The sequence below is a fragment of the Jannaschia marina genome (genome assembly GCF_013404595.1).
Lineage (GTDB): Bacteria > Pseudomonadota > Alphaproteobacteria > Rhodobacterales > Rhodobacteraceae > Jannaschia > Jannaschia marina.
In genome coordinates this window covers 60,452-83,470 of record NZ_JABVAX010000004.1, presented here as the reverse complement: position 1 = coordinate 83,470, position 23,019 = coordinate 60,452, and the positions used below count along the sequence as shown (strand labels likewise).

The window sequence follows — 23,019 nt, the reverse complement described above, 5'->3', positions numbered from 1 at the left end:
CCCGTCTATTCGGCCCTTGGCCTGCCCTGCGACACCCTGCCCCGCACCCGGGCTCAGTGGGCGGTGTCCTCCTTCTTCGACACCATCCCCACCAGCGGTATCAGCACGAAGCCGACGGCCAGCCCCAGGATCCCGTCGAGGAAGGCCACCGTGAACCAGTTGACGAAGCCCTTGGCCGTGCCGATGGCCTCCGACACCGCCTTCCCCGCCGCCTTGATCGTGTCGTAGGGCCAGTGCCAGACGATCTCGCCCACGGCATGGACGACGATGTTGCCGCCGACCCAGATCATCGCCGCCGTGCCGATGATCGTCAGCAGGAGCATGAACCCCGGCATTCCCTTCACCACCGCCGCGCCGACCGCGCGCGTGAAGGCGAAGCGCCCGCGCTCGACCATGGCGAGGCCCACGTCGTCGGCCTTCACGATGAGCGCCACCGCGCCGTAGACCGCGATGGTGATGACGAGCCCGGCAAGGCCCAGCACGGCCGCCTCGAAGACCCAGCTGCTACCCGGGTCGATGTTGGCGAGGATGATCGTCATGATCTCGGCCGAGAGGATGAAATCGGTCTTGATCGCGCCCTTCACCCGCTTTTCCTCGAGGTGGGTCTCGTCGAGCTGGGTCGTCTCGGGGTCGATCTCGCTCAGGTCGTCGTGGGGGACGAGCCAATGATAGACCTTCTCGGCCCCCTCGTAGCAGAGGTAGAGACCGCCGAGGAGCAGGAAATAGGGGATCAGCCAGGGCGCGAACTGCGACAGCAGCATCGCGATCGGCAGGAGGATGACGAGCTTGTTGAAGATCGAGGCGCGCGCGATCTTCCAGACGATCGGCAACTCCCGCGCCGCCTGGAAGCCGTGGACATACTTCGGCGTCACCGCCGCGTCGTCGATCACCGCGCCGGCCGCCTTCGCCCCCGCCTTCGTCGCCTGCGCGGCCACGTCGTCGATCGAGGCGGAAGCAACCTTGGCGATCGCCGCCACGTCGTCGAGAAGCGCAAGTAGTCCGCTCATGGCATCCGAATCCCTCGTTAAGTCCGGCTCACGATCTAGGCCGCCATCGCCCGGGTCAACGCGCGCCTTTCCGCCCGCTTGCGCTAACCGTTAGCGCAAGCAGTCACGTTTAACGCTAACACTCTGGCCCCTCTTGCCTTTCCCGGTTGCCCCCGGGTGACCGCTGGCCTACCGCCAAGGCGGGCAGAGCAGGAGTTTCGGACATGACGGTCACCATCGGCATCAACGGGTTCGGGCGCATCGGTCGCTGCACGCTGGCCCATATCGCAAGTGCGGCGCGCAACGACGTGAGCGTCGTCAAGATGAACGCGACCGGCCCGATCGAGACCAACGCGCACCTGCTGCGCTACGACAGCGTCCACGGCCGCTACGGCGGCGAGGTCCGCGTGGCGGGCGACACGCTCGACCTCGGCCACGGGCCGATCACGGTGCAATCCACCTACGATCCGACGGAGCTCGACTGGGAAGGCGTCGACGTCGTCCTCGAATGCACGGGCAAGTTCAACGACCGCGAGGCCGCCGCCGTCCACCTGTCGCGCGGGGCGAAGCGCGTCCTCGTCTCCGCGCCGGCCAGGAACGCCGACCTCACCGTCGTCTACGGCGTGAACCACCGCGCGCTCACGCCCGACCACCACGTCGCCTCGAACGCGAGCTGCACCACCAACTGCCTCGCCCCCATGGCCAAGGTGCTGAACGACGCCATCGGCATCGAGAGCGGCGTGATGACCACCATCCACAGCTACACCGGCGACCAGCCTACGCTCGATCGCCGCCACTCCGATCTCTACCGCGCCCGAGCCGCCGCCATGGCGATGATCCCCACCTCGACCGGCGCGGCCAAGGCCATCGGCGAGGTCGTGCCCGACCTCGCCGGCAAGCTCGACGGCACGGCGCTCCGCGTCCCCACGCCCAACGTCTCGGCCGTGGATCTCACGTTCCAGGCCGCGCGCGACGTGACGGTGGCCGACGTGAACGAGGTCATGGCCGAAGCCGCCGCCGGGCACATGGGAGCCGTTCTGGCCTACGACCCGGAACCCAAGGTCTCCATCGACTTCAACCACACCACCCACAGCTCCATCTTCGCCCCCGACCAGACCAAGGTCGTCGGCCGCACCGTCCGCGTGCTGGCCTGGTACGACAACGAATGGGGCTTCTCCTGCCGCATGGCCGACGTCGCCGGGCATATGGGGCGATTGATCTAGGAAGCGTTCTGCGAAGACAGAACGCTTTCGGCGGCAAGGTGATGCCTCAAAAGGAGACGTCACAGCCTCACGGTGCAGAAACGAGCGCACAGCGCACGAAAGCCAGAGGCTCTCAGGCCTCTCCGACCCGCACCAGCCCCTCCCGCGGCGGCGCGTCCCGCGGCCCCCTTACCTCCCGGGCCAGCCCCGCCCGCTCCAGTGCCAGGATGAACCACCAGCCCGGATCCATCTGCCCCGGCTCCACGCCGAGCCTTGCGGAATGGGGAAAGGCGTGGTGGTTGCCGTGCCAGTTCTCTCCGAACGTGAGGAGGCCGAGGCCCGGCAGGTTGCTCCCCTGCACCGGCAACCCTTCGATCCGCCAGCCCGTCACGCGGCCCCGGTGGGCGAAATGCCCCACCGCCCAATGTCCGGTGAGCGACACGAAGACCCGCAGGCAGACACCCCAGAGCACCCAGCCCCATCCGCCCGCCAGGTAGAGCGCGACGGCAAGCGGCAGTTGCTGCCACCGCCAGGTCCGCTCCATCCAGCGATAGACCCGATCCTCCGCCACCTCGGGCTCCACGACGAAGGCGGGCGGGCGGTCGAGCCGGAACCGGCAATGCATCTGCCACCACATGTCCCGCAGAGGTCGCGCGGCGTGCGAGGGATGCGGTGGGCAACGGGTCTGCCGCTGGTGCCAGTCGCGCATGTCATGGGCGCGGATCATGCCGATCGGCCCGGCCATCCCGACGAGCACGCCGAGCCAGACGAGCAGGTATTCGAGCCCCTTCGGCACCCGGAAAGCCCTGTGGATCAGAAGGCGGTGCATTCCGACGGAATGGCCCGCGCAGATAGTGACCGCCGTGAGCGCGAGGAAGACGGCGAACCCCGGGAGCGACGGAAACACCGCCAGAGCCAGTATTCCGCCGACGCCGTGGGCGAGCGTCCAGAGCGACTGCGGCCCGTCCCAGACGATCCGCCCCGAGAGCGCGCAGGTCTCCGGCTCCGGGCGCACGCGGTCGGTGGCGATCCAGTGGGACATGGACGCAGACTACCGGTTTCGGGGCGGCGCGCCAGAGCCGGTGATCTCAGGGCTTGATCGTCACCAAGAGCACGATCAGCGTCACAAGCAGGAGCCCGACCGGCAGGAACCAGCGGTCGCCCGGCCCGGCCGCGGCCCGACTTTCCCAACTGGCACGACGCAGCTTGCCGACGAGCGCGCCATGCAGGCCCGACAGACCGAGCGCCAGCAGGATCTTCAGGCCGAGCCATCCGGAGCTGAACCAACCGCCCTGCACCCCCAGAAGGATCCCGAACGAGAGGGCCAGGATCATTGCCGGCGTCGTCACGGCCCGGTCGTAGGCCCTGAGCGGCGTCAGATCGACCCGCGCCGGAAAGCGGAGTGCGAGGGCCACCGCGACCATGCCCCCGATCCAGACGAACAGGGAAATCAGATGGGCGGCCCGCGTCAGATCGTAGAGCATCACGTGTCCTGCAGTTGACGGCGCAGCCAGCGTTCGTTGACGAAGCCGCCGAAGGGGAGGAAGGCACCGGCACACAGACGCAGGGTTCCGATCCCGTCGATCAGACCCTCGGCCCAGGAGCGGACCACGAACCACAGGAAGACCATGAAGGCGAGCCCGTGGAGCGGCCCCATGAGCGATACCGCCTGCGGGATGCCCGCCGCGTACTTGAGCGGCATCGCGACACAGAAGAGCGCGAGCAGGGTCAGGGCCTCCAGACGGGCGGCGCGCATCAGTCCGATCATGGCACGTCTTTCGAGTCGGTGAATGTAAACACTCGTTTTCTTTACGGGACGGCGCGGATCATGTAAACACTCGTTCACATGCCGACGACAGAGACCGACAAGCGCGAGGCACCCGTCCGCAACCGCGCCGCAACCGAGGCCCGGATCCTCGAGGCCGCCCGCACCGTCTTCGCCCGGCGCGGCTACGACGCGGCCGGCCTGCGCGAGATCGCGGACCTGGCCGAAGCGAATCTGTCTCTCATCAGCCGGTACTTCGGCGGCAAGGACGGGCTGCTGACGGCGGTGACCGATCAGTTCGTGTCGTCCCGCCGGGACGGCGGGCTCTCCTACCCCCCGCAGGAGACACTCGAAAAGGAGATCTATCACTATCTCCACGCGAAGCTGCGCGATGACCTGAAGGACGAGGAGATCGTCCGCCTGATCGTCAGCCGCGCCGCCATCGACGCCGCGTTCCGCCAACAGGGCGCGGCACACATGGACGGCAAGGCGGACCGCAACTTCCGGGAGCGCGTCCAGCGCCTGCAGGCCGCCGGCCGCGTCGCCGGCGACGTCGATATCGACCTGCTCTTCGCGGCGGTCATGCATGTCTCCTTCTCGGTGAACTTCTTCGGCGCGATGATCGGAAATCGCCCGGCCTCCGAGGTCGACGCGCTGTTCCGGGGGTTCGCGGCGGCGCTCGCGCGGGGCCTGCCCGCCCCATCGCCGACGTGAGGCCCGGGCGGAGCTGCGGCACGCCGCACCGCTGACCGGGACGACCTCCCCCCTTGCGACGCTCGCTCCGCCCCGGCAAAGCTGCGCGCCATGAACAACGCCACCGCCGCCGTGCTCGCCTTCCTGCTCGTCGCCTTCTTCGGGGCGGACTGGTTCTTCAACGACGCGCGGATCCTCACGTTTCTCGGGCGGCGGCTGATCGACCTGATCGAGTACATCGCGTTCTGGCGGTGACGTGCCCGCGGTTTCCGGCCCGAGCGGGGGCGGGTTTCATCGCTCGCCGGTTGCCTCTGCGGCAGCGGCCATGCTAGCGCCGGAACCGTTAGCGGTAACGACATGTATCGACAGCGGCGTACCGCAGAAAATTCCCGCGCTCCGCAAGCGCATCCCCCGGAGGTGACGACATGGTCAAAGTGGCAATCAACGGTTTCGGCCGCATCGGGCGCAACGTCCTGCGCGGCATCATCGAATCGGGCCGCACCGATATCGAGGTGATCGCCATCAACGACCTGGGCCCGGTCGAGACGAACGCCCACCTGCTGCAATACGACAGCGTCCACGGCCGCTTCCCCGCCCCGGTGACGACCGGCGACGACTGGATCGACGTGGGCCGCGGCCAGATGCGCGTGACCGCCATCCGCAACCCCGCCGACCTGCCCTGGTCGGACGTGGACGTCGTGATGGAATGCACCGGCATCTTCACGTCCAAGGAGAAGTGCCAGGCGCATCTCGACAACGGCTCCTCCCGCGTTCTCATCTCGGCGCCCGGCGCGGACGCCGACAAGACTATCGTCTACGGCGTCAACCACGACAGCCTGACGGCGGACGACCTGATCGTGTCGAACGCGAGCTGCACGACGAACTGCCTCGCCCCCGTGGCCCACGTGCTGCACGAAGCGGTGGGTATTGCGCGCGGGTTCATGACGACGATCCACAGCTACACCGGCGACCAGCCGACGCTCGACACGATGCACAAGGATCTCTACCGCGCCCGCGCCGCCGCGCTCTCGATGATCCCGACGTCGACAGGGGCCGCGAAGGCCGTGGGCCTCGTGCTGCCCGACCTCAACGGCAAGCTTGACGGCGTGGCGATCCGGGTGCCGACGCCCAACGTCTCGGTCGTCGACCTGACGTTCACCGCGTCGCGCGACACGACCCCCGAGGAGATCAACGACGCGGTCCGCAAGGCCGCCGACGGGCCGCTCAAGGGGATCCTCGGCTATACCGACAAGAAGCTCGTCTCGACCGACTTCAACCACGACCCACATTCGTCGATCTTCCACACCGACCAAACCAAGGTGATGGACAGCAACATGGTGCGGATCCTGTCGTGGTACGACAACGAATGGGGCTTCTCGAACCGGATGGCCGATACCGCCGTCGCCATGGGCAAGTTGATCTGACGGGCCTCGACCGTCATTCTCGGGCTCGACCCGAGGATCTCCGACGGATAGAGACCCTCGGGTCGAGCCCGAGGGTGACGGCACCGGCGCAGTTTCGCGTGCGAAACCAAAACCGTTTATTAACAGAAGGTTAATCGGATGCCCTTCAAGACGCTCGACGACATGGACCTTGCCGGCAAGGTGGTGCTGACCCGCGTGGACATCAACGTGCCCGTCGAGGACGGCCGCGTCACCGACACCACGCGGATCGACCGGATCGTGCCGACCGTCGCGGATTTGCGCGCCAAGGGGGCCAAGGTCGTCCTGCTGGCGCATTTCGGGCGTCCGAAGGGCAAGGTCGTGCCGGAGATGTCGCTCCGGCAGGTGGTCCCCGCCCTCTCGCGCGCCTTCGGGACGGAGGTGAGCTTCGTCGACGGAAACTACGGCGATGCGGTCGCGGGCCTGACGGTGGGTGACGTGCTTCTCTTCGAGAACCTGCGCTTCAACCCGGGCGAGGAGACGGACGACGCGGGCTTCGCCAAGCGTCTCGCCTCGGTCGGGGACGTCTATTGCAACGACGCCTTCTCCGCCGCCCACCGGGCCCATGCCTCGACCCATGCGCTGGCCAAGCTGCTGCCGGCCTGCGCGGGGCGGTCGATGGAAGCGGAACTGACCGCGCTCGACGCCGCGCTCGGCACGCCGAAACCGCCGGTCGCGGCCGTCGTCGGTGGGGCGAAGGTGTCGACGAAACTCGACCTCCTCGGCAACCTCGTGACCAAGGTGCAGCACCTCATCATCGGCGGCGGCATGGCCAATACCTTCCTCGCCGCGCAGGGGATCGACGTGGCGAAATCGCTCTGCGAGCACGACCTCCTCGACACCGCGCGCGAGATCGCGGCCAAGGCCGAGGCGGCGGGCTGCACGATCCTGTTGCCCCGCGACGTGGTGGTGGCCGGGGAGTTCCGCACCGACCCGCCGACGCAGGTGGTGAAGGCAGAGGACGTGCCCGCGGGGCAGATGATCCTCGATGCCGGGCCGGATTCGGTCGCCCATATCGAGACGGTCCTCGACGGCTGCGCGACGCTCGTCTGGAACGGGCCGCTCGGGGCCTTCGAGATGACGCCCTTCGACGCGGCCACCGTCGCCGCCGCGCGCCATGCGGCGAAACTGACCAAGGCGGGCAAGCTGATCTCGGTCGCGGGCGGCGGGGACACGGTGGCGGCGCTGAACCATGCCGGGGTCGCCGGGGACTTCACCTATATCTCCACGGCGGGCGGCGCCTTCCTCGAATGGATGGAGGGCAAGGAGTTGCCGGGGGTGGCGGCGCTGTCGGCGTCGTAGGACGCCGGGAGCGCATCGTCGGGCCGGGGCGCGGCACCTCAAGATCCGCTGGAGGACCTTGCGCGATACGGCCGCGTCAGCGGCCCGCGCATCGCCGGTCTATCGCGCATCGGCGATGCGCTGCCGACAGCGAATTGCTCTGCAATACGCGAGAGGCCGCCCCCCGGCACGGCGATTGATCTGCCGTTGGCCCTCCGCATTGGCGTATCGCGGACACTGCGACCATAAAGTGCTTAGCAAGATCGGCGGATCGCCGCGCCGCGGCCCTGCGACGCGCTCGCTCACCATTGGACGCGGACAACGCACCCCGGCTAGGCTAACCTCGATTTCACCCCCTATCTCCGGAGTGCCCCATGCGCCGTCTGCTTCTCTGCACCGCCCTTGCCCTGCCCCTACCCGCGACGGCGCAGGAGGCGAGCCTCTGGGACGCGCTGCATCCCGACCGCATCCTGACGCAGATCCTGCAGAGCATCGTCGGCGCGGCGCGCACGCAGGCGCGGATCACCTATGGCGACCTGAGCCTGTCGATCGTGCAGGGGCGGCTCTCGGTCGCGGACCTCGCGGTCTCCGTCCCGCTCGGCGCGGGCGGCGGAAGCTGCGACGTGGCCGTGCGCTCGCTCGACCTCACGTCCGACGATCCGCTCTCGCTCGTGCAGGTGTCGGGGCGGGTCGACCTGCGCGGGCTCGACCTGAGCGACGGCTGCCTCGCGGCGATGGACGCGGCCCCGCTCGCCGCGATGCTGCCGGGCGACGGGGCGCGCGTGCCGGCGATGACGGTGGAGTACGACTACGACCCGCGGCAGTCGTCGCTCGACCTGCGGACGGACGCGCGGATCGAGGGGCTCGCAGCGCTTTCACTTGCGGCGGAGATGCCGTATTTCTGGGTGCGCAGCGACGAGACCGGGGAGCCGGTGGTCGATGCGGATGTCTCGCGGGTCACGCTGGCGCTCGACAACCTCGGTGGCTTCGAGATGGCACAGGCTTTCCTCCCGCCAGCCGCGACCGACCCCGAGACCGCGGCGGCCTTCCTGATGCAGGGGATGCAGCCGGCCTTCGCGGACATGGGCGACGGCGGACCTCTCCCGAAGTCGGCGAAGACCTTCATGGCGGCGCTGGCCGAGGGCTGGGCCGCCTTCGTGACCGACCCGAAGCGCCTCGTGATCGAGAGCGGCTTCGACCCCGCCGACCCGCGCACCGTCGATGCCGCGTTCGTCGCGCGCCTGCAGAGCGGGCCCCTGCCCGTGATCGAGCTTCTGGAGCCGACCGTCGGCACCACGAGCGCCGCCGAGCGCGCGCGGCTCGATCCCGCGCTGGTGGCGCGTGGGCTGGAAGCACCGGGGGCGCTGACCGGTGAGGAAGCGCGGAGCCTTGGGCTCGCGCATCTGCGTGGCGACCGCGCGCCGCGGTTCACCGGGCAGGCCCTGGTGTTGCTCGGGCCGCTCGTCGAGGCCGGAGACACGGAGGTCGCGATGGCCCTGGCCGAGGCGCTGGCGACGACGGATGCGGAGGCGGCCTATGCCATGGCGCTCGCCGCCGGGCCGGGCGGGATGGCGCGGCTCCGGCCGCTCCTCGACCGGCTGGAGGGGAATCTGCCGTTCGCCACGCGCCTCCGGCTGCAATCGGTCACGCCCCTGCCCACGCCGGCGGATGCGGCCGGGCCGGCGGCGGAACTCCGCGCGCGCGCCGAGGCGCATCTGCGGGGCGTCGGCGCGGCGCGCTCGCTCTGGCACGCGACCTATTACGGCACGATCGCGGCGGCCGAAGGCGACGCGGAGGCCCGGGCCCTGTTGGGGCAGATCGACCGGGGGGTGCCGATCGCGGACCAGGCCGCCTGGGCGGATCTGCGGGCGGAAGCGGAGGCGGCGGCGACGGCGGCCTGGCTCGACCGGCAGGGCGGCTGAGGCGTTAGCGCAACCATCGGCTTGCGGTGAGGAGGGCCGCGCCCTAGGGCTGTGGGCAAGAGATTTCAGCCCCGGAGAGCCCCATGTTCGATCAAGACAAAGCCGCCAAGATCCGCGCCGGTCAGGGCTTCATCGCCGCGCTCGACCAATCGGGCGGCTCCACTCCGAAGGCCCTGCGTCTCTATGGCGTGGGCGAGGACCGCTGGGGCTCCGAGGACGAGATGTTCGACCTGATCCACGGGATGCGCGCGCGGATCGTGAAGGCCCCGGCCTTCACCGGCGACAAGGTGATCGGCGCGATCCTCTTCGAGCAGACGATGGACCGCGAGTTCCACGGCCGCCCCGCCGCGACCTATCTCTGGGAGGCGCGGGGCGTGGTGCCCTTCCTCAAGATCGACAAGGGACTGGAAGACGCGGCCGACGGCGTGAAGCGGATGAAACCCATCCCGGGGCTCGACGCGACGCTGGAGCGGGCGAAGGCGGCGGGCGTCTTCGGCACCAAGGAACGCTCGGTCATCGACGCGGCGAACGCCGACGGCATCGAGGCCATCGTGGCGCAGCAATTCGAGGTCGGACGGCAGGTGCTGGCCCATGGCATGGCCCCGATCCTGGAGCCGGAGGTGACCATCGACATCGCCGACAAGGCCGAGGCCGAGGCGATGCTGCGCGACGCGATCCTCGCGCATCTCGACACGCTCCCCGAGGGGCAGGAAATCATGCTGAAGCTCACCCTGCCCGAGGCCGCCGATTTCTACGCGCCGCTCGTGGATCACCCGAAGGTCATGCGCGTCGTCGCGCTCTCGGGCGGATACACGCGGGAAGAGGCGAACGCCCGTCTCGCCCGGAACCGTGGTGTCATCGCAAGCTTCAGCCGCGCACTGACCGAAGGGCTCTCGGACGGGCAGGACGACGCGACCTTCGAGACCGAGATCGGGCGCACGATCGACAGCATCCACGCGGCCTCCGTCGCCGGATAGCGCCACCGGAAGCCTTTTGCGACGAAGGGGATTCACAGGCGAATCGGCCTGTGCCATAGTCCCCTGAGCGGCCCGACAAGAGGCCGCGCGAAACCGAGCAGAGCCATGGCCCAGAAACGCCGCCGTTCCGGCTATACCCTGATCCTGCCCACGATCCTCCTGGGGTTCGCGGGCTATTTCGTCTTTGCCGCCGTGCAGGGCGAATACGGCGTGCTGCGCCGGGTCGAACTCGACGCCGAGCGCGAGCTCCTGATGGCGGAGCTTGCGCTTCTCGACGCGGAGGCCGAGGTGATGCGCGACCGTACGCGCCGGCTCTCGGACGACTACCTCGACCTCGACCTGCTGGACGAGCGCGCGCGGCACGTGCTGGGCGTGGCCCGGGCAGACGAGATCATCGTCGAGTACTGATCCCTCCTCCCCCGCGAAAACACAAAACCGCCTTGCCTCCGGGGCAGGCCGGCCATGCGCGCGTGCCCCTTTCCCCACAGGAACCTTTGCGCTAGGGGATTGTTTAACGTTGAACGATCTGCCGACCGGAGGAGACGCGCCCCATGGCCACCCGCAAGACCGCCGCCAAGGCGAAACCGAATGTCTCGAAGGAGGAGTTGCTTCAATACTACCGGGACATGCTCCTCATCAGGCGGTTCGAGGAAAAGGCGGGTCAGCTCTACGGCATGGGTCTCATCGGCGGGTTCTGTCACCTCTATATCGGCCAGGAGGCGGTCGTCGTCGGCCTGGAAGCGGCGGCGAAGGAGGGCGACAAGCGCGTCACCTCCTATCGCGACCATGGCCACATGCTGGCCTGCGGGATGGACCCGAACGGCGTGATGGCAGAGCTGACGGGCCGCGAGGGGGGCTACTCCAAGGGCAAGGGCGGCTCGATGCACATGTTCTCCAAGGAGAAGCATTTCTACGGCGGCCACGGCATCGTCGGCGCCCAGGTGCCCATCGGTGCGGGCCTCGCCTTCGCCGACAAGTACAGGGGCAACGACAACGTCACCTTCACCTATTTCGGCGACGGGGCCGCGAACCAGGGCCAGGTCTACGAGACCTACAACATGGCCGAACTCTGGGACCTGCCGGTCGTCTTCGTGATCGAGAACAACCAGTATGCCATGGGCACCTCGACCAAGCGGTCCACCAAGTCGCCCTCCTACTGGGAGCGTGGCGCGGCCTACGGCATCGAGGGCGAGGAAGTGGACGGCATGGACGTGCTGGCCGTGAAGGCCGCCGGCGAGAAGGCCGTGGCCCACTGCCGCGCGGGCAAGGGGCCCTACATCCTCGAGATCAAGACCTACCGCTACCGCGGCCACTCCATGTCCGACCCGGCCAAGTACCGCACCCGCGACGAGGTGCAGAAGATGCGCGAGGAGCGCGACTGCATCGAACAGGTGCGCCAGATGCTGCTGACCGGAAAGCACGCGAGCGAGGACGACCTGAAGGCCGTCGACAAGGAGATCAAGGACATCGTGAACGCCTCCGCCGACTTCGCGAAGGAGAGCCCCGAGCCCGCGCTCGAAGAGCTCTGGACCGATATCTACGCCGACGAAATTCCGCAGGAGGCCGTGTAATGGCGACCGAGATCCTGATGCCCGCCCTCTCCCCCACGATGGAGGAGGGCACGCTTGCGAAGTGGCTCGTGAAGGAGGGGGACAACGTGTCGTCCGGCGACATCCTGGCCGAGATCGAGACCGACAAGGCCACGATGGAGTTCGAGGCCGTCGACGAGGGCACGATCGGCAAGATCATCGTGGCCGAGGGCACCGAGGGCGTGAAGGTCAATTCGCCCATCGCCGTGCTACTTGAGGAGGGCGAGGATGCCTCGGCCGCCGAGGAGGTATCGTCGTCGGGCAGCTCGGGGGCCGCCGAGGAAGCCGCGAAGGCCGCCGAGGTTCCGGCCGCGCCGAAGGACCAGTCGCGCCTCGAAGCCGAGACGGATGCGCCGAAGTCGAACGCGAGCCCCGACTGGCCCGAGGGCACCGAGATGGTGAGCCAGACGGTCCGCGAGGCGTTGCGCGACGCCATGGCCGAGGAGATGCGCCGCGACGAGGACGTCTTCCTCATGGGTGAGGAGGTCGCCGAGTACCAGGGGGCCTACAAGATCAGCCAGGGGATGCTGGACGAATTCGGATCGAAGCGCGTGATCGACACGCCGATCACCGAGCATGGCTTCACCGGCATCGGCGTCGGCGCGGCCTTTGGCGGGCTGAAGCCGATCGTGGAGTTCATGACCTTCAACTTCGCCATGCAGGCCATTGACCAGATTATCAATTCGGCCGCGAAGACGCTCTATATGTCGGGCGGTCAGATGGGTTGCCCGATGGTCTTCCGCGGCCCGAACGGGGCGGCGGCGCGCGTGGCCGCGCAGCACTCGCAGGACTATGCCGCCTGGTATGCCTCGGTGCCCGGCCTGAAGGTGGTGATGCCCTACTCCGCGGCGGACGCGAAGGGCCTGATGAAGACGGCGATCCGCGATCCGAACCCGGTGATCTTCCTCGAAAACGAGATCCTCTACGGCAAGTCCTTCGACGTCCCGAAGCTCGACGATTTCATCGTGCCCTTCGGCAAGGCGAAGATCTGGCGCGAGGGGGCGGACGTGACACTGGTGAGCTGGGGCATCGGCATGACCTACGCGCTCGAAGCCGCCGAGCGGCTGGCCGGCGACGGGATCGAAGCCGAGGTGATCGACCTGCGCACGCTGCGCCCGGTCGACTACGACACGGTGCTCGCCTCGGTGATGAAGACGAACCGCTGCGTCCTGATCGAGGAGGGCTTCCCGGTGGCGTCCTTCAGCGACCACATGGCGAGCGTCATCATGCAGCGCGCCTTCGACTATCTCGACGCGCCCGTCGTGACCTGCACCGGCAAGGACGTGCCCATGCCCTATGCCGCCAACCTCGAGAAGCTGGCGCTGGTGACGACCGACGAGGTGGTCGAAGCCGTCAAGCAAGTCACCTACAAGTAAGGGGATAGAGAATGGCAACCGAGATCCTGATGCCCGCCCTCTCCCCCACGATGGAGGAGGGCACGCTGGCGAAATGGCTTGTCAAGGAGGGGGATACCGTCTCCTCCGGCGACCTTCTGGCCGAGATCGAGACCGACAAGGCCACGATGGAGTTCGAGGCCGTCGACGAGGGCACGATCGGCAAGATCATCGTGGCCGAGGGTACCGAGGGCGTGAAGGTTAATTCGCCCATCGCCGTGCTTCTGGAGGAGGGCGAGGATGCCTCGGCCGCCGAGAATGTGGGCGGCGATGCCAAGCCGGCGGAGAGCGCGTCGAACGCCGCCCCGGCGGAGACCTCGAAGGAGACCGAGCCGGCCAAGGGCTACGGTCGCGACGGCGATGCCGCCGCATCCCCCGCACCATCGCCCGCCAAGAGCGGGGAGCGCATTTTCGCGACCCCCCTCGCCCGCCGCATCGCCAAGGACAAGGGTCTCGACCTTGGCGCGATCAAGGGCTCCGGCCCCCGCGGTCGCATCGTCAAGGCCGACGTGGAGAACGCGAAGCCCGGCGCGAAACCGGCGGAGGCCGCCGCGACGGAGGCCCCGAAGGCCGCGGGCGACAGCCCGAAGGCCGGGATGCCCGCCGGAATGGGGGCCGAGCAGGTCATCAAGATGTTCGAGGGCCGGGAGTTCGAAGAGGTCAAGCTCGACGGGATGCGCAAGACGGTCGCCGCGCGCCTGACCGAGGCGAAGCAGACGATCCCGCATTTCTACCTGCGGCGTGACATCCAGCTCGATGCGCTTCTGAAGTTCCGCAGCCAGCTCAACAAGCAGCTCGACGCGAAGGGCGTGAAGCTCTCGGTCAACGATTTCATCATCAAGGCCTGCGCCCTCGCGCTGCAGGAGGTGCCGGCGGCCAATGCCGTCTGGGCCGGTGACCGGATGCTGCAGCTGAAGCCGTCGGACGTGGCCGTCGCCGTCGCCATCGAGGGCGGCCTCTTCACGCCCGTCCTGAAGGACGCGCACCTGAAGTCGCTCTCGGCGCTCTCCTCGGAGATGAAGGACCTCGCCGCCCGCGCCCGCGACCGCAAGCTCGCACCGCACGAGTATCAGGGCGGCAGCTTCGCGATCTCCAATCTCGGCATGTTCGGCATCGACAACTTCGACGCCGTCATCAACCCGCCGCACGGCTCCATCCTCGCCGTCGGCGCGGGCGTGAAGAAGCCGGTCATCGGGGCGGACGGCGAGATCACGGCGGCCACAGTCATGTCGGTGACGCTCTCGGTCGATCACCGGGTCATCGACGGCGCGCTCGGGGCGGATTTCCTCAAGGCGATCGCGACCAATCTCGAGAACCCGATGATGATGCTCGCCTGAGCCTCTATCGAAACGCGGAAAAGGCCGGGGCGAATGCCCCGGCCTTTTCGTTTGAATTCGCAGGATATCTTCAGTCTTCGGACGCGCGGATCCCGACAAGCTGATCCATCATCACGGACGGCTGTGCGCAGCCGGCCTCGCCGACGATCTTCGCGGGAACGCCGGCCACGGTCGACTTTGGAGGCACATCGCCCAGAACGACCGACCCTGCCGCGATCCGCGAACAATGACCGATCTTGATGTTGCCGAGCACCTTCGCACCGGCTCCGATCAGGACGCCGTCCCCGATCTTCGGATGACGGTCGTCGTCTTCCTTCCCCGTTCCGCCCAAAGTGACGGAATGCAGCATCGACACGTTGTCGCCCACGACGGCGGTCTCGCCGATCACGATAGAATGCGCATGATCGATCATGATGCCTCGCCCGATGCGCGCACCGGGATGGATGTCGACTCCGAAGAGCTCCGAGATGCGCATCTGGGCGAAATAAGCCATGTCGGTACGCCCCTGCATCCAGAGCCAGTGGGCGATCCGGCTCGCCTGCACGGCCTGGAACCCTTTGAAATACATCAAGGGCTGCAGAAAACGGTCGCAGGCGGGATCACGTTCAAAGGTCGCGACGATATCCGCCCGCGCCGCCGTCACGATCTCCGGGTCGTCGGCAAGCGCGGTTTCCGCGACTTCGCGAAGGATCTGCTCGCTCATTTCACCTGACGCGAGCTTCTGCGCGAAGCGATAGGCCAGCGCCGCATCGAGCGTCCTGTGATGGAGCACGGCGGCATGGACCATCCCGCCCAGGACGGGCTCGTCCTTGACGGCCTGCCGCGCTTCGGCCCGAACCCGGTCCCAGACCGGGTCGACCGGATGAACCTGTGACTGAGGTATCGACATGGGAGTGCCTCCAACGTTCGGGCTTCTTACGTAGCCGCAGAAGGCCGAGCGCGCAAACCTCCTTTCAAGCGATCGTGATCGTCGCCGGCGTCCCCGGTCCAACCTCATCCGAGACCTGACTCACCTCCAGTGTCAGGGCTCCGTGCCCCTGTGGATCGATCGCCGTTTCGGGGATAGTGGCTTCCGTTCGCACCACGCTCTGTTCGTGCGCGACACTCCCGTCCCCGCGCAAAACCCGAAGGCGATAGCTCTCGCGCGCCTCTCCGAGCGGCACATCGTATCCGTCCCATCCATCGGCGGCGAGCCTCGAGCGCCGGACCCAGCGCGCCATCCGTGTGCCCTCCTCCACGGAAATCCGCAGATGGGCAGGCGCATAGGGACGCAGCCCCATACCCTCCGCGACGATGGGGTAGTACGTGTAGGCCGCGCTGTCGATCGGTTGATCCGCCGGCCCGACGCGATAATGCCGTTCGATCCAGAGTGCCTCACGCGGCACATCGAGCTGCGCCAGCGTGCGGTCCAGGAACACGACCGTACTTCCGACGGGCCACGGATTCCGAATGGCCCACTCGGTCCCGCGCTGCCCGCGCAACCGTCGGGACAGCGCCCAGAGCCCGGGCGCGACCAGACGCGCCGTCTGGAACTGAAAAATCTCCCAACCTGTCAGTCCGCCATCGTTGATCGCGACGGTATTCGCACCGGCCAGGAGCGACTGCATTTCCACAGACTCCAGATCGTCGTCTCCGATCAGGCGGACAAGAAGATCCGGGCCACTGTCTATGAGCGACGGCGCGGCCGGGGCCAATTCGCTCTCGGTAATCCCGACGACGTTCGGCGCATCGATAAACGTGTCCAGACGATAGTTCGCGTCCTGCATCCCGCTCTGTACGGCGACCGTCCCCGGCCACGGCCGACCGGACACCGCAATATGCGGTGCGTGCGGGATTTCCTCACCGGTCAGCAGCGGCAGATCGAGGAATGTCGCGTCCACAGGCAGAGGTGCCAGCGGCCGTTGCCGGCCTGTGCCGTCCTCGACCCGATCGCTCGGTTCATATTGCGCCCGCTCCGTCCGCACGGCCTGCACCTTGCGGCCGCCGGCATCCTCGATGCGGTCGATCCGCCAGAGATCCGTCGCCCCGTCGACCCGGATCAGATCGCCCGGTTTGTGCAACCGTGCCGAGGGCGGTAGCTCCAGCTCGATCGTGTCCCGCGCGATCTGGGTCTCGGTCAGGAACCGCTCCGCGATCCCATGCGCCTCGCTCCGCGTCAGGCTGAGCGGCAGCTCAGATTGCCCGACCGGAAGGGGCCGCTCGCCCGGAAGGGTCGCATCGGCCATGCGCACCTCGAAGTCGCCTTCGGCGTCCATGTGGCTGAGGAGAATTCGCCGCGGCTCCTCGATTTCCGGCGCGCGTTGCCGCGCCACGACCGGCCCGTCCGAACGAACGAGACCATTCGACACGACCGCCGTCTCCTCCGCGCGGGCACGCATTCCAAAGACGATACGCCCGCCCCTTTCGCTGGCCTCTACGGCATGGGCGATCAAAAGCGGCTGCAGATCGGCTCGTGCCGACTGCACATCCGGCATCACGTAGCCCCGCACCATGCCGTCGACCCCACTCACGTCGAAGTCCTTCAAACCGACCGAGCGGCAGATCTCGGCGATCACGCTATCGAGCGGCTGAAGACCGACCCGACCCGACAGCCAATGTCCGCGTGCGTGGTTCTCGGCATCGGTCCAATAGTCCGACAATTCGGGGAAGTACGGCCAGGGCCGCGTGTCCCAGGCCCAGACCAGGCTGCCGCCCAGATCGAGCATCGGTCCGCCGTAGACCGCGGAAACCGGATTCGCCTCCGGCCGCGACCAGTGATCCAGCATCGCGCGCAGATACTGCATCTGCATCGCATCGTCCCGTCGCCCGTCCGAGAAACGCGGCAGGCTCGATTCAGACGACTTCAGGTCGACGAACTTGTTGGGCTGGTTCGCCCCCTTGTCGATCGCGGCACATCCGAACTCGGTGAACCGGATGGGCTTCGACTGAGGCACCCATGCCGTCGGTTGCTCCAGCCGGACACCATTGACCCGGTCGTGGTGCGCATTGGTCCACCAATTCCGGAAATCCTTGTAGCGGTAGATCCAGTCCTCGCCATGTGCCCCGTCCTCAATCGGCACGCGACGCTGCGCCAACCGCGACTCCGGCGTCGGATAGTACCAGTCGTAGCCTTCGCCGCCCTCGATATTCGATTGCAGGTAGTCGACGGAGCGGATCGTCTTGAAACCGGCATCCAGATGGTCATCGCCGTCGCGCCAGTCGGCGAGCGGGACATAATTGTCGATCGCGACGAAGTCGATCGCAGGATCGGCCCAAAGCGGGTCCAGATGGAAATGGACGTTCCCCGTATCCTTCGGATGGTAGCCGAAATACTCCGACCAGTCCGCGGCGTAGGAAATCTTCGCATCGGGCAGGATCGCCCGCACGTCGGCCGCCAGCTGACGCAGAGCCTCCACGGCCGGAAAGCTGTCATCCGCACCCCGGATGCGTGTGATGCCCCGCATCTCCGATCCGATGCAGAAGGAATCCACTCCACCAGCCTGCGCACAGAGCAGCGCATAGTGAAGAATGAAGCGTCTGTAGGACCAGTCGCCGTCCGGACCTGTGACGGTCCTCCCGACCCCTTCGATCCCGCTCTTCACCCCATCATGGGAAAAATCATCGACAACCGTCGTGCCCATGAACTGCGCGACTTCCGTAGCGGCCAGCGCCGTCCTGTCGGATGTGCCCGGCTGATCCGAAGCCAAAGCCGTCGTGATCCGGCCCCGCCACGGCAGAACCGCCTGCTCCGCGCCGCCATAGGGGTCCGGCAGGCCGTTTCCGGCAAGCTGATCCATCAGGATGAACGGATAGAACGTCACCGCGATACCGCGCGACTTCAGATCCCGGATCGCCTCGATCACCGAGAGATCGCCGGGCGTGCCGCCGTAGACGGGTCGATCGTCCAGGAACGACACCGCGCCGGCATCCTGCCGGTCCGCACCGGAGACAACCCATGTCTGTCCAGCCCCATCCACTTCGGTCTGCTCGGCACGAGGCCGGATGGAGCAATGGCCACAGCGCAAATCATCACCGAACCAGGAAACGATGAGCGAAGCGGACTTCAGGTTCGGCAGCTCCTCCGTAAGGTCATCCATCGCGATCCGAAAATCGGAGACGCCCTGGGGGGTATTGACGTTCGCCGAGTCGCGAACACCGCGCCGGTTGTAATGCACCTCCGTCGTCGCGAGCGCGTATTCACCGGTCCCGGGGACGAGCGCGACCCCCTCGACCATTCGCGACAGGTCGGGCAGGCCATCCTCTGCCTCGACCGTTCGCACCACCTCGAAAGACAGCTGCGGAACGCGATTGCCGAACGGCGTCAGCTCAAGATCCTCGATCACGACATATGCGGTGCCCCGGAACGCAGGTGCGCGATCCACGCCCTCGATGGCCTCGATCAGAGCGTCCGGCATCTGCTCCTCGTCGCCGCGATAGACCCGCATCTGCACGGAGGACTTCGCGATCTCCGTCCCATCGGCCCAAACGCGACCCACGCGGCTGATCTCGCCCTCGCAGAGGGCCACGGCCAACGAGACGGAGTAGCTGTATTGCGTCTGCTTGGGCGGTTTCGGGCCTCCCTTCCCGCCGCTGCGGGACGTTTGGCGGCTTTCCTTGAAGCGGCTCGCCCAGATCACCTGCCCCGACACGCGAACGCGCCCCACGATCCGGGGGATCGGGGCACCTTCCGACGCCCCCGTCAGGCGCAGCCGGTCCAGCTTGCCGATCTCGACGGCCTCGGCCCCGCCCCCGAGGATCGACTGGTCGATCGCCCGCCCTAGTGTCGCACCTACCGCACGGCCGACGACGGCACCACTCAGGCCCAGGATCGAGCCGCCAAGACTGCCACCGACGGCCGCGCCGACCGCACCAAGTACCAGTGTCGCCATGAGTCAGATCCCCGCGTCGTGCAGTTCAGGAAAGTCGAAGCGCGCCGCGATGCGCCGCACCCAAGGAGCCGAGAGCGACGTCTCGACGACGCCGTGGCCGGAATAGGCATGGATGAGCGTCGGCATCGGGGCCGCCGTTCCGACGACGCCGAGATGCTTGGCGATCCCCGCGTCGCGCATACGAAAGAGGAGAAGCTCCCCGGCAACGAAAGACCGGGTCGGAGAGACCGGCACGAGATGTCGGCGCGCTGCCGCCCAGAGCACCTCGTCGCGCTGCGGCTCCGCCCAATCCCGGGAGTAGGCCGGGACGCTCTCCGGTTCGCCTCCGTAGATCGCCCGCCAGATCCCGCGAACGAGTCCCAGGCAATCGGTGCCGGCACCGCATACCGATGCCTGGTGAACGTAGGGCGTTCCGAGCCAGCGCCGCGCCTCCACGACGACCGGACTCACAGCCGGCCTCCATCGTTCCGACCGGTCCGGACCGGATAGGACATGACCCAATCCTCACCGGGGATCTGCGGAAAGCCCCTGAAATTCAGAAAGTTGTCGAACTTGAACCGGCAGGTCTCCGCGCGCTTGTCGCATCCGGCCTCGAGCCGCACGCGGTCGCCTGCGCGCAGGCTGCGGCGCAACGCTCCCCAGAGAACGATCTCGCGCGTCTCGTCGCCGCTGCGATCGGTCTTCACCCGGGCTTCGGCACCGTCCGCCGGACCATCGAGCACCAGAAGGTGTCCGCTCTCGAACCACTTCGGCGCATAGTCCCGCAGGAGCGGAAGGGTCAGGATCTGATCGTCCTCGACGGCCATGACCTCCACATCGACGCGAAAGAGCGGTCCAAGCTCCTGACGGCAGCACCCGTCGCCCAAAACCGCGTCGCAGCGCGCCTGAAACACCCGCCCCCGGGCCGTGTTCAGTGTCTCGGCGAGGCCGCGCAGCTCCGCGCTGAATGCTCCTTCGCCCCAGCTGATCTCGCCCAGAGATCCACGGAACAGGATCTCGAAATCCGACGGGCGCGCCCAGTTGACCAGATAGGCCGTCACCTGCGCGGCATCCCACAGACCCGCGCGGATGTCCTCCGCCGAGACCGCGTCATGGCTCAGGATGCCCCGTGCCTCGCTGTTGTCCACGGACAACCCGGTCGACGCCTGCAGGGCACTGGCGGTCATGCCGGAGGCGGCGAGGCAGGAGACACCATCGACATCGAGATCCAGATCGTGGTCCGTGAACCCGAGGATCAAACCATCGCGGCGACGCACGACCCAGGCACGGCAGACCGTCGCGCAGCCATCCGCCATATGGTCCGCAAGCGCGCTCATACCCGCACCTCCACCACCGGAACGTCCGGCACTTCACCGGCCTGGAACGTCGCGACCGACGTCAGGATCGCATCGGTATCGAAACGCACGGGCACATCGAATTCGAAGCCCGCAGTGATTTCTGTTCCCACGTCGGGAGGCTCGGAGAAGGTCACGAGACCCGTTTCATCCTCGACGGTGTAGTGGACACCCAATTCCAACTCGTCGTCTTGCACACCGGCAAGCACCGTGCCCGGCACCGGCTTCGTGATCGGCCGCGCATAGATCTGCTCGCCCGAGCGATAGGTCTTCGAAAGCCGGAACACCGTCGTGATTCCGTCACCGGTGCCGATGCGCTGATCGCGGAAGTCGACCTCGGCCGACGCGCGCCCCGAGCGATAGTCGGCCCAGTCCTTCCACCGAAACCCGTGCAGCTGTCCCCGCCGCGCCTCGAAGAAAGCGATGAGCTCCGCGATATCATCGAGAGACCGCATGCCCACGCCCGCATCGTAGCGCCGCCGCGAGTGGGCCCAGGGTGTGTTCCGCTCCTCGTGCCCGTTGGCCAGCGTGACGATCTCGGTCAGCCGCTCCGGCCCGCCGATGGAGCCGAGCGACAGACGCGGCGGAAACCGGATTTCATGGAAGGACATCTGCGTCTCCTCAACGGTTGCGCGCCCCGCGCGACAGCGCGCGGGACATTTCTGCGGCGACTTGGCTGCGCGACTTGCGGAAGCCCTGAACGTCGGGCGTGGTGATGTTCATGGTTACGCTCACGGGACTACGCGCCCCACCCGTTGCGGCGACGCCAAGGCTGCCATCCGGCCCACGGCGCAGCGGCATGATCGCCTCTGGCCCCGCTTCGCCCATGAGGCCGGTCGCACCCCGCATCGGAAACGTCGTGGGCCCGGCGACGACGCCGCCCTTCGCGAAGGGCATTACACGACCCTGGGCAAAGCTGCCTCCCTCCGCGAACGGCAAGACCGCATTGACCCCGCGGGCCAGCACGCCGCCCAGCGCCTGCGACACTGGGCGCACGGCGGCGTTGTAGCTCGCGTTGAGCATCGACTGCGCCAGCCCCTGCAACGCGTCCGACAGCTTCGCGCCGTCGAACACCACACCGTCGAACGCCCGCTTGAGAGATCCGCCGAAGGACCGCGAGAGGCCCTGCACCTCCCGCTGCGTGAAGAGCATCTGTCCTTCCAGCGTACTCAGCGAATCCGTAAACCGCGCCACCACGGCCTCCGAGCCGCCGAGCCGCGCCTCGAGCGCGTCGAGCTTGTCGTCGAGGCTTTCGCCAAAACTGTCATCCATCCGTCCTGTCCTCCGTATCGGGGAACCGCGCCGCAAGCGCGTCGAGGCCCGCCCGATCCATCGGCAGCCGCCCGTCGCCATTGCCCAGCAGGAACGCCAGTTCCGCCGGGGTCAGCGCCCAGAAATCCACCGGTTTCAATCCCAGCCCGCGCAGGCCGGCCGCCATCAGCGCGGGCCAGTCGAAGGGCCCCGTCTCCACGGCGCTCATCGGCCCGGCAAGGCGAAGGCCCGCCCGAGCAGGAGCGCGGCAACCCGCGTCGCCTCCATCGGCCCGCCCTCGATCTCGGCTCCGAGCAAGGTCGCCGCCTGCCCGCGCCAGCCGCCGCCGCGCAGCCCGGCCAACAGCACGGCGGCGACATCGCGCGCGCTGAAGCCTCCCGTCTCGAACCGATCGACGAGCGCCACGAGACTGTTCGCCTCGAGCGTCGCTTCCAGTTCGGCCAGCGCCCCGAGCGTCAGCTTGAGAAGGTGACGCTCCCCGTCGAGTGTCAGCGCCACCTCGCCCGCGAAGGGGTTGCCCTCGCCCATCAGAGTGGCGTGAAGGTCAGTTCACCCGCCGAGGCGAGCGCGATCTCATAAGTCGCCTCGCCGTCATGGGTGCCGCCGTATTCAAGCGAGGTGATCTGGAAGGCACCCTCCACGATCCCGAAGTCGGGGATGATGACCTGGAACGCCGGCACCTCTCCATCGAAGAAGAGCTGCCGCACCCTTGCGTCCGTATCCGCATCCCGGAAGATGCCGGAGCCGGAAACCGCGGCCGACTTCACGCCGCCGCCCCCCAGAAGTTCGCGCCAGCCGCCCGCACTCTCGGTCGAGGTCACGTCGATGCTGCCCGCGTTGAACGTGAGCCGCGTCGCCCGCAGGCCGGCGACCGTCACGAAGACACCGGTGCCGTCCTGATCGACCTTCAGCAGAAAGTCTTTGCCCGCTTGTACCGTCATTGATCCATCTCTCCTT

The 23,019-nt window shown here is 67.5% G+C and carries 24 protein-coding genes; 11 read left to right on the top strand and 13 right to left on the bottom strand.

Translation table 11 applies throughout. The features are described 5' to 3' along the window. Positions 1-53 precede the first annotated feature (53 nt). Positions 54-1,007, bottom strand: a complete 954-nt coding sequence (locus HSX43_RS09105; protein WP_179379813.1) for a DUF808 domain-containing protein — start codon at positions 1,005-1,007, stop codon at positions 54-56. A 203-nt stretch (positions 1,008-1,210) separates the two neighbouring features. On the opposite strand from HSX43_RS09105, the gene gap (HSX43_RS09100) reads away from it, so the two are divergent. Beyond that, positions 1,211-2,209, top strand: a complete 999-nt coding sequence (gene gap, locus HSX43_RS09100; protein ID WP_179379812.1) for a type I glyceraldehyde-3-phosphate dehydrogenase — start codon at positions 1,211-1,213, stop codon at positions 2,207-2,209. Between the two features lie 112 nt (positions 2,210-2,321). On the opposite strand, the gene HSX43_RS09095 is transcribed toward gap (HSX43_RS09100), so the two are convergent. Genes HSX43_RS09095 through HSX43_RS09085 form a run of 3 tightly spaced genes read right to left on the bottom strand, consistent with a single transcriptional unit; the run spans position 2,322 to position 3,956 of the window. Continuing rightward, positions 2,322-3,230 carry an acyl-CoA desaturase gene (locus HSX43_RS09095; protein WP_179379811.1) on the bottom strand — a complete coding sequence of 303 codons (909 nt, stop codon included), beginning with the start codon at positions 3,228-3,230 and terminating at the stop codon, positions 2,322-2,324. A 46-nt stretch (positions 3,231-3,276) separates the two neighbouring features. Next, on the bottom strand, positions 3,277-3,672 hold the full coding sequence (locus HSX43_RS09090) for a CopD family protein (RefSeq protein WP_179379810.1): 396 nt from the start codon (positions 3,670-3,672) through the stop codon (positions 3,277-3,279). Further along, positions 3,672-3,956: a DUF3817 domain-containing protein gene (locus HSX43_RS09085; protein WP_179379809.1), complete on the bottom strand. Its 285-nt coding sequence runs from the start codon at positions 3,954-3,956 to the stop codon at positions 3,672-3,674. Before HSX43_RS09085 ends, HSX43_RS09090 begins: the two co-directional genes overlap by 1 nt. Positions 3,957-4,034: 78 nt before the next feature. Between HSX43_RS09085 and HSX43_RS09080 the strand changes: the two genes are divergently transcribed. The 10 genes from HSX43_RS09080 to HSX43_RS09035 all read left to right on the top strand — a co-directional run bounded on the left by HSX43_RS09080 (position 4,035) and on the right by HSX43_RS09035 (position 14,588). Further along, positions 4,035-4,667, top strand: a complete 633-nt coding sequence (locus tag HSX43_RS09080) for a TetR/AcrR family transcriptional regulator (RefSeq protein WP_179379808.1) — start codon at positions 4,035-4,037, stop codon at positions 4,665-4,667. A 90-nt stretch (positions 4,668-4,757) separates the two neighbouring features. Next, a complete protein-coding gene (locus HSX43_RS09075; protein WP_179379807.1) occupies positions 4,758-4,901 on the top strand; it encodes a hypothetical protein in 144 nt (47 codons plus the stop codon). A 170-nt stretch (positions 4,902-5,071) separates the two neighbouring features. After that, on the top strand, positions 5,072-6,070 hold the full coding sequence (gene gap, locus HSX43_RS09070) for a type I glyceraldehyde-3-phosphate dehydrogenase (protein ID WP_179379806.1): 999 nt from the start codon (positions 5,072-5,074) through the stop codon (positions 6,068-6,070). 138 nt (positions 6,071-6,208) lie between these two features. Then, on the top strand, positions 6,209-7,390 hold the full coding sequence (locus tag HSX43_RS09065) for a phosphoglycerate kinase (protein ID WP_179379805.1): 1,182 nt from the start codon (positions 6,209-6,211) through the stop codon (positions 7,388-7,390). Positions 7,391-7,743: 353 nt separating this feature from the next. Next, positions 7,744-9,291 carry a hypothetical protein gene (locus HSX43_RS09060; protein WP_179379804.1) on the top strand — a complete coding sequence of 516 codons (1,548 nt, stop codon included), beginning with the start codon at positions 7,744-7,746 and terminating at the stop codon, positions 9,289-9,291. A gap of 83 nt (positions 9,292-9,374) precedes the next feature. Further along, positions 9,375-10,268, top strand: a complete 894-nt coding sequence (locus tag HSX43_RS09055) for a fructose bisphosphate aldolase (protein WP_179379803.1) — start codon at positions 9,375-9,377, stop codon at positions 10,266-10,268. A gap of 105 nt (positions 10,269-10,373) precedes the next feature. Then, the gene (locus tag HSX43_RS09050) at positions 10,374-10,676 is read left to right on the top strand and encodes a septum formation initiator family protein (protein WP_179379802.1); all 303 of its coding nucleotides are present in this window, start codon (positions 10,374-10,376) and stop codon (positions 10,674-10,676) included. A 143-nt stretch (positions 10,677-10,819) separates the two neighbouring features. Beyond that, positions 10,820-11,839, top strand: coding sequence for a pyruvate dehydrogenase (acetyl-transferring) E1 component subunit alpha (pdhA, locus tag HSX43_RS09045; protein WP_179379801.1), 1,020 nt, complete (start codon positions 10,820-10,822; stop codon positions 11,837-11,839). Beyond that, a complete protein-coding gene (locus HSX43_RS09040) occupies positions 11,839-13,233 on the top strand; it encodes a pyruvate dehydrogenase complex E1 component subunit beta (protein WP_179379800.1) in 1,395 nt (464 codons plus the stop codon). The genes pdhA and HSX43_RS09040 overlap by 1 nt, the downstream gene beginning before the upstream one ends. 11 nt (positions 13,234-13,244) lie before the next feature. Then, a complete protein-coding gene (locus HSX43_RS09035; protein WP_179379799.1) occupies positions 13,245-14,588 on the top strand; it encodes a pyruvate dehydrogenase complex dihydrolipoamide acetyltransferase in 1,344 nt (447 codons plus the stop codon). A gap of 70 nt (positions 14,589-14,658) precedes the next feature. Here HSX43_RS09035 and cysE read toward each other — a convergent pair whose 3' ends face one another. The 9 genes from cysE to HSX43_RS08990 form a co-directional block, all read right to left on the bottom strand. Further along, positions 14,659-15,477 carry a serine O-acetyltransferase gene (gene cysE / locus HSX43_RS09030; protein WP_179379798.1) on the bottom strand — a complete coding sequence of 273 codons (819 nt, stop codon included), beginning with the start codon at positions 15,475-15,477 and terminating at the stop codon, positions 14,659-14,661. Between the two features lie 64 nt (positions 15,478-15,541). Beyond that, the gene (locus HSX43_RS09025) at positions 15,542-19,456 is read right to left on the bottom strand and encodes a baseplate multidomain protein megatron (protein ID WP_179379797.1); all 3,915 of its coding nucleotides are present in this window, start codon (positions 19,454-19,456) and stop codon (positions 15,542-15,544) included. 3 nt (positions 19,457-19,459) lie between these two features. Beyond that, complete coding sequence (locus tag HSX43_RS09020; RefSeq protein ID WP_179379796.1) at positions 19,460-19,906, bottom strand: C40 family peptidase; 447 nt, start codon at positions 19,904-19,906, stop codon at positions 19,460-19,462. Then, positions 19,903-20,772, bottom strand: coding sequence for a DUF2163 domain-containing protein (locus HSX43_RS09015; RefSeq protein ID WP_179379795.1), 870 nt, complete (start codon positions 20,770-20,772; stop codon positions 19,903-19,905). Before HSX43_RS09015 ends, HSX43_RS09020 begins: the two co-directional genes overlap by 4 nt. After that, positions 20,769-21,401 carry a DUF2460 domain-containing protein gene (locus tag HSX43_RS09010; protein ID WP_179379794.1) on the bottom strand — a complete coding sequence of 211 codons (633 nt, stop codon included), beginning with the start codon at positions 21,399-21,401 and terminating at the stop codon, positions 20,769-20,771. The genes HSX43_RS09015 and HSX43_RS09010 overlap by 4 nt, the downstream gene beginning before the upstream one ends. Before the next feature lie 10 nt (positions 21,402-21,411). Then, a complete protein-coding gene (locus HSX43_RS09005) occupies positions 21,412-22,062 on the bottom strand; it encodes a phage tail tape measure protein (protein ID WP_179379793.1) in 651 nt (216 codons plus the stop codon). Beyond that, complete coding sequence (locus HSX43_RS09000; RefSeq protein WP_179379792.1) at positions 22,055-22,270, bottom strand: rcc01693 family protein; 216 nt, start codon at positions 22,268-22,270, stop codon at positions 22,055-22,057. The genes HSX43_RS09005 and HSX43_RS09000 overlap by 8 nt, the downstream gene beginning before the upstream one ends. Beyond that, positions 22,267-22,590, bottom strand: coding sequence for a gene transfer agent family protein (locus HSX43_RS08995; RefSeq protein ID WP_179379791.1), 324 nt, complete (start codon positions 22,588-22,590; stop codon positions 22,267-22,269). The genes HSX43_RS09000 and HSX43_RS08995 overlap by 4 nt, the downstream gene beginning before the upstream one ends. Beyond that, positions 22,590-23,003 carry a phage major tail protein, TP901-1 family gene (locus HSX43_RS08990; RefSeq protein ID WP_179379790.1) on the bottom strand — a complete coding sequence of 138 codons (414 nt, stop codon included), beginning with the start codon at positions 23,001-23,003 and terminating at the stop codon, positions 22,590-22,592. Before HSX43_RS08990 ends, HSX43_RS08995 begins: the two co-directional genes overlap by 1 nt. Positions 23,004-23,019: the final 16 nt, after the last annotated feature.

Bases quoted from the DNA above. Each gene is read 5' to 3' on its own strand.
- HSX43_RS09075 (WP_179379807.1), top strand. From the start codon at position 4,758: ATGAACAACGCCACCGCCGCCGTGCTCGCCTTCCTGCTCGTCGCCTTC.
- HSX43_RS09060 (WP_179379804.1), top strand. From the start codon at position 7,744: ATGCGCCGTCTGCTTCTCTGCACCGCCCTTGCCCTGCCCCTACCCGCG.
- HSX43_RS09085 (WP_179379809.1), bottom strand. From the start codon at position 3,956: ATGATCGGACTGATGCGCGCCGCCCGTCTGGAGGCCCTGACCCTGCTC.
- HSX43_RS08995 (WP_179379791.1), bottom strand. From the start codon at position 22,590: ATGGGCGAGGGCAACCCCTTCGCGGGCGAGGTGGCGCTGACACTCGAC.
- HSX43_RS09040 (WP_179379800.1), top strand. From the start codon at position 11,839: ATGGCGACCGAGATCCTGATGCCCGCCCTCTCCCCCACGATGGAGGAG.
- HSX43_RS09080 (WP_179379808.1), top strand. From the start codon at position 4,035: ATGCCGACGACAGAGACCGACAAGCGCGAGGCACCCGTCCGCAACCGC.
- HSX43_RS09015 (WP_179379795.1), bottom strand. From the start codon at position 20,772: ATGAGCGCGCTTGCGGACCATATGGCGGATGGCTGCGCGACGGTCTGC.
- HSX43_RS09090 (WP_179379810.1), bottom strand. From the start codon at position 3,672: ATGCTCTACGATCTGACGCGGGCCGCCCATCTGATTTCCCTGTTCGTC.
- HSX43_RS08990 (WP_179379790.1), bottom strand. From the start codon at position 23,003: ATGACGGTACAAGCGGGCAAAGACTTTCTGCTGAAGGTCGATCAGGAC.
- gap (WP_179379806.1), top strand. From the start codon at position 5,072: ATGGTCAAAGTGGCAATCAACGGTTTCGGCCGCATCGGGCGCAACGTC.
- HSX43_RS09025 (WP_179379797.1), bottom strand. From the start codon at position 19,456: ATGGCGACACTGGTACTTGGTGCGGTCGGCGCGGCCGTCGGTGGCAGT.
- HSX43_RS09055 (WP_179379803.1), top strand. From the start codon at position 9,375: ATGTTCGATCAAGACAAAGCCGCCAAGATCCGCGCCGGTCAGGGCTTC.
- HSX43_RS09050 (WP_179379802.1), top strand. From the start codon at position 10,374: ATGGCCCAGAAACGCCGCCGTTCCGGCTATACCCTGATCCTGCCCACG.
- HSX43_RS09035 (WP_179379799.1), top strand. From the start codon at position 13,245: ATGGCAACCGAGATCCTGATGCCCGCCCTCTCCCCCACGATGGAGGAG.
- HSX43_RS09105 (WP_179379813.1), bottom strand. From the start codon at position 1,007: ATGAGCGGACTACTTGCGCTTCTCGACGACGTGGCGGCGATCGCCAAG.
- HSX43_RS09065 (WP_179379805.1), top strand. From the start codon at position 6,209: ATGCCCTTCAAGACGCTCGACGACATGGACCTTGCCGGCAAGGTGGTG.
- HSX43_RS09005 (WP_179379793.1), bottom strand. From the start codon at position 22,062: ATGGATGACAGTTTTGGCGAAAGCCTCGACGACAAGCTCGACGCGCTC.
- cysE (WP_179379798.1), bottom strand. From the start codon at position 15,477: ATGTCGATACCTCAGTCACAGGTTCATCCGGTCGACCCGGTCTGGGAC.
- gap (WP_179379812.1), top strand. From the start codon at position 1,211: ATGACGGTCACCATCGGCATCAACGGGTTCGGGCGCATCGGTCGCTGC.
- HSX43_RS09010 (WP_179379794.1), bottom strand. From the start codon at position 21,401: ATGTCCTTCCATGAAATCCGGTTTCCGCCGCGTCTGTCGCTCGGCTCC.
- pdhA (WP_179379801.1), top strand. From the start codon at position 10,820: ATGGCCACCCGCAAGACCGCCGCCAAGGCGAAACCGAATGTCTCGAAG.
- HSX43_RS09000 (WP_179379792.1), bottom strand. From the start codon at position 22,270: ATGAGCGCCGTGGAGACGGGGCCCTTCGACTGGCCCGCGCTGATGGCG.
- HSX43_RS09095 (WP_179379811.1), bottom strand. From the start codon at position 3,230: ATGTCCCACTGGATCGCCACCGACCGCGTGCGCCCGGAGCCGGAGACC.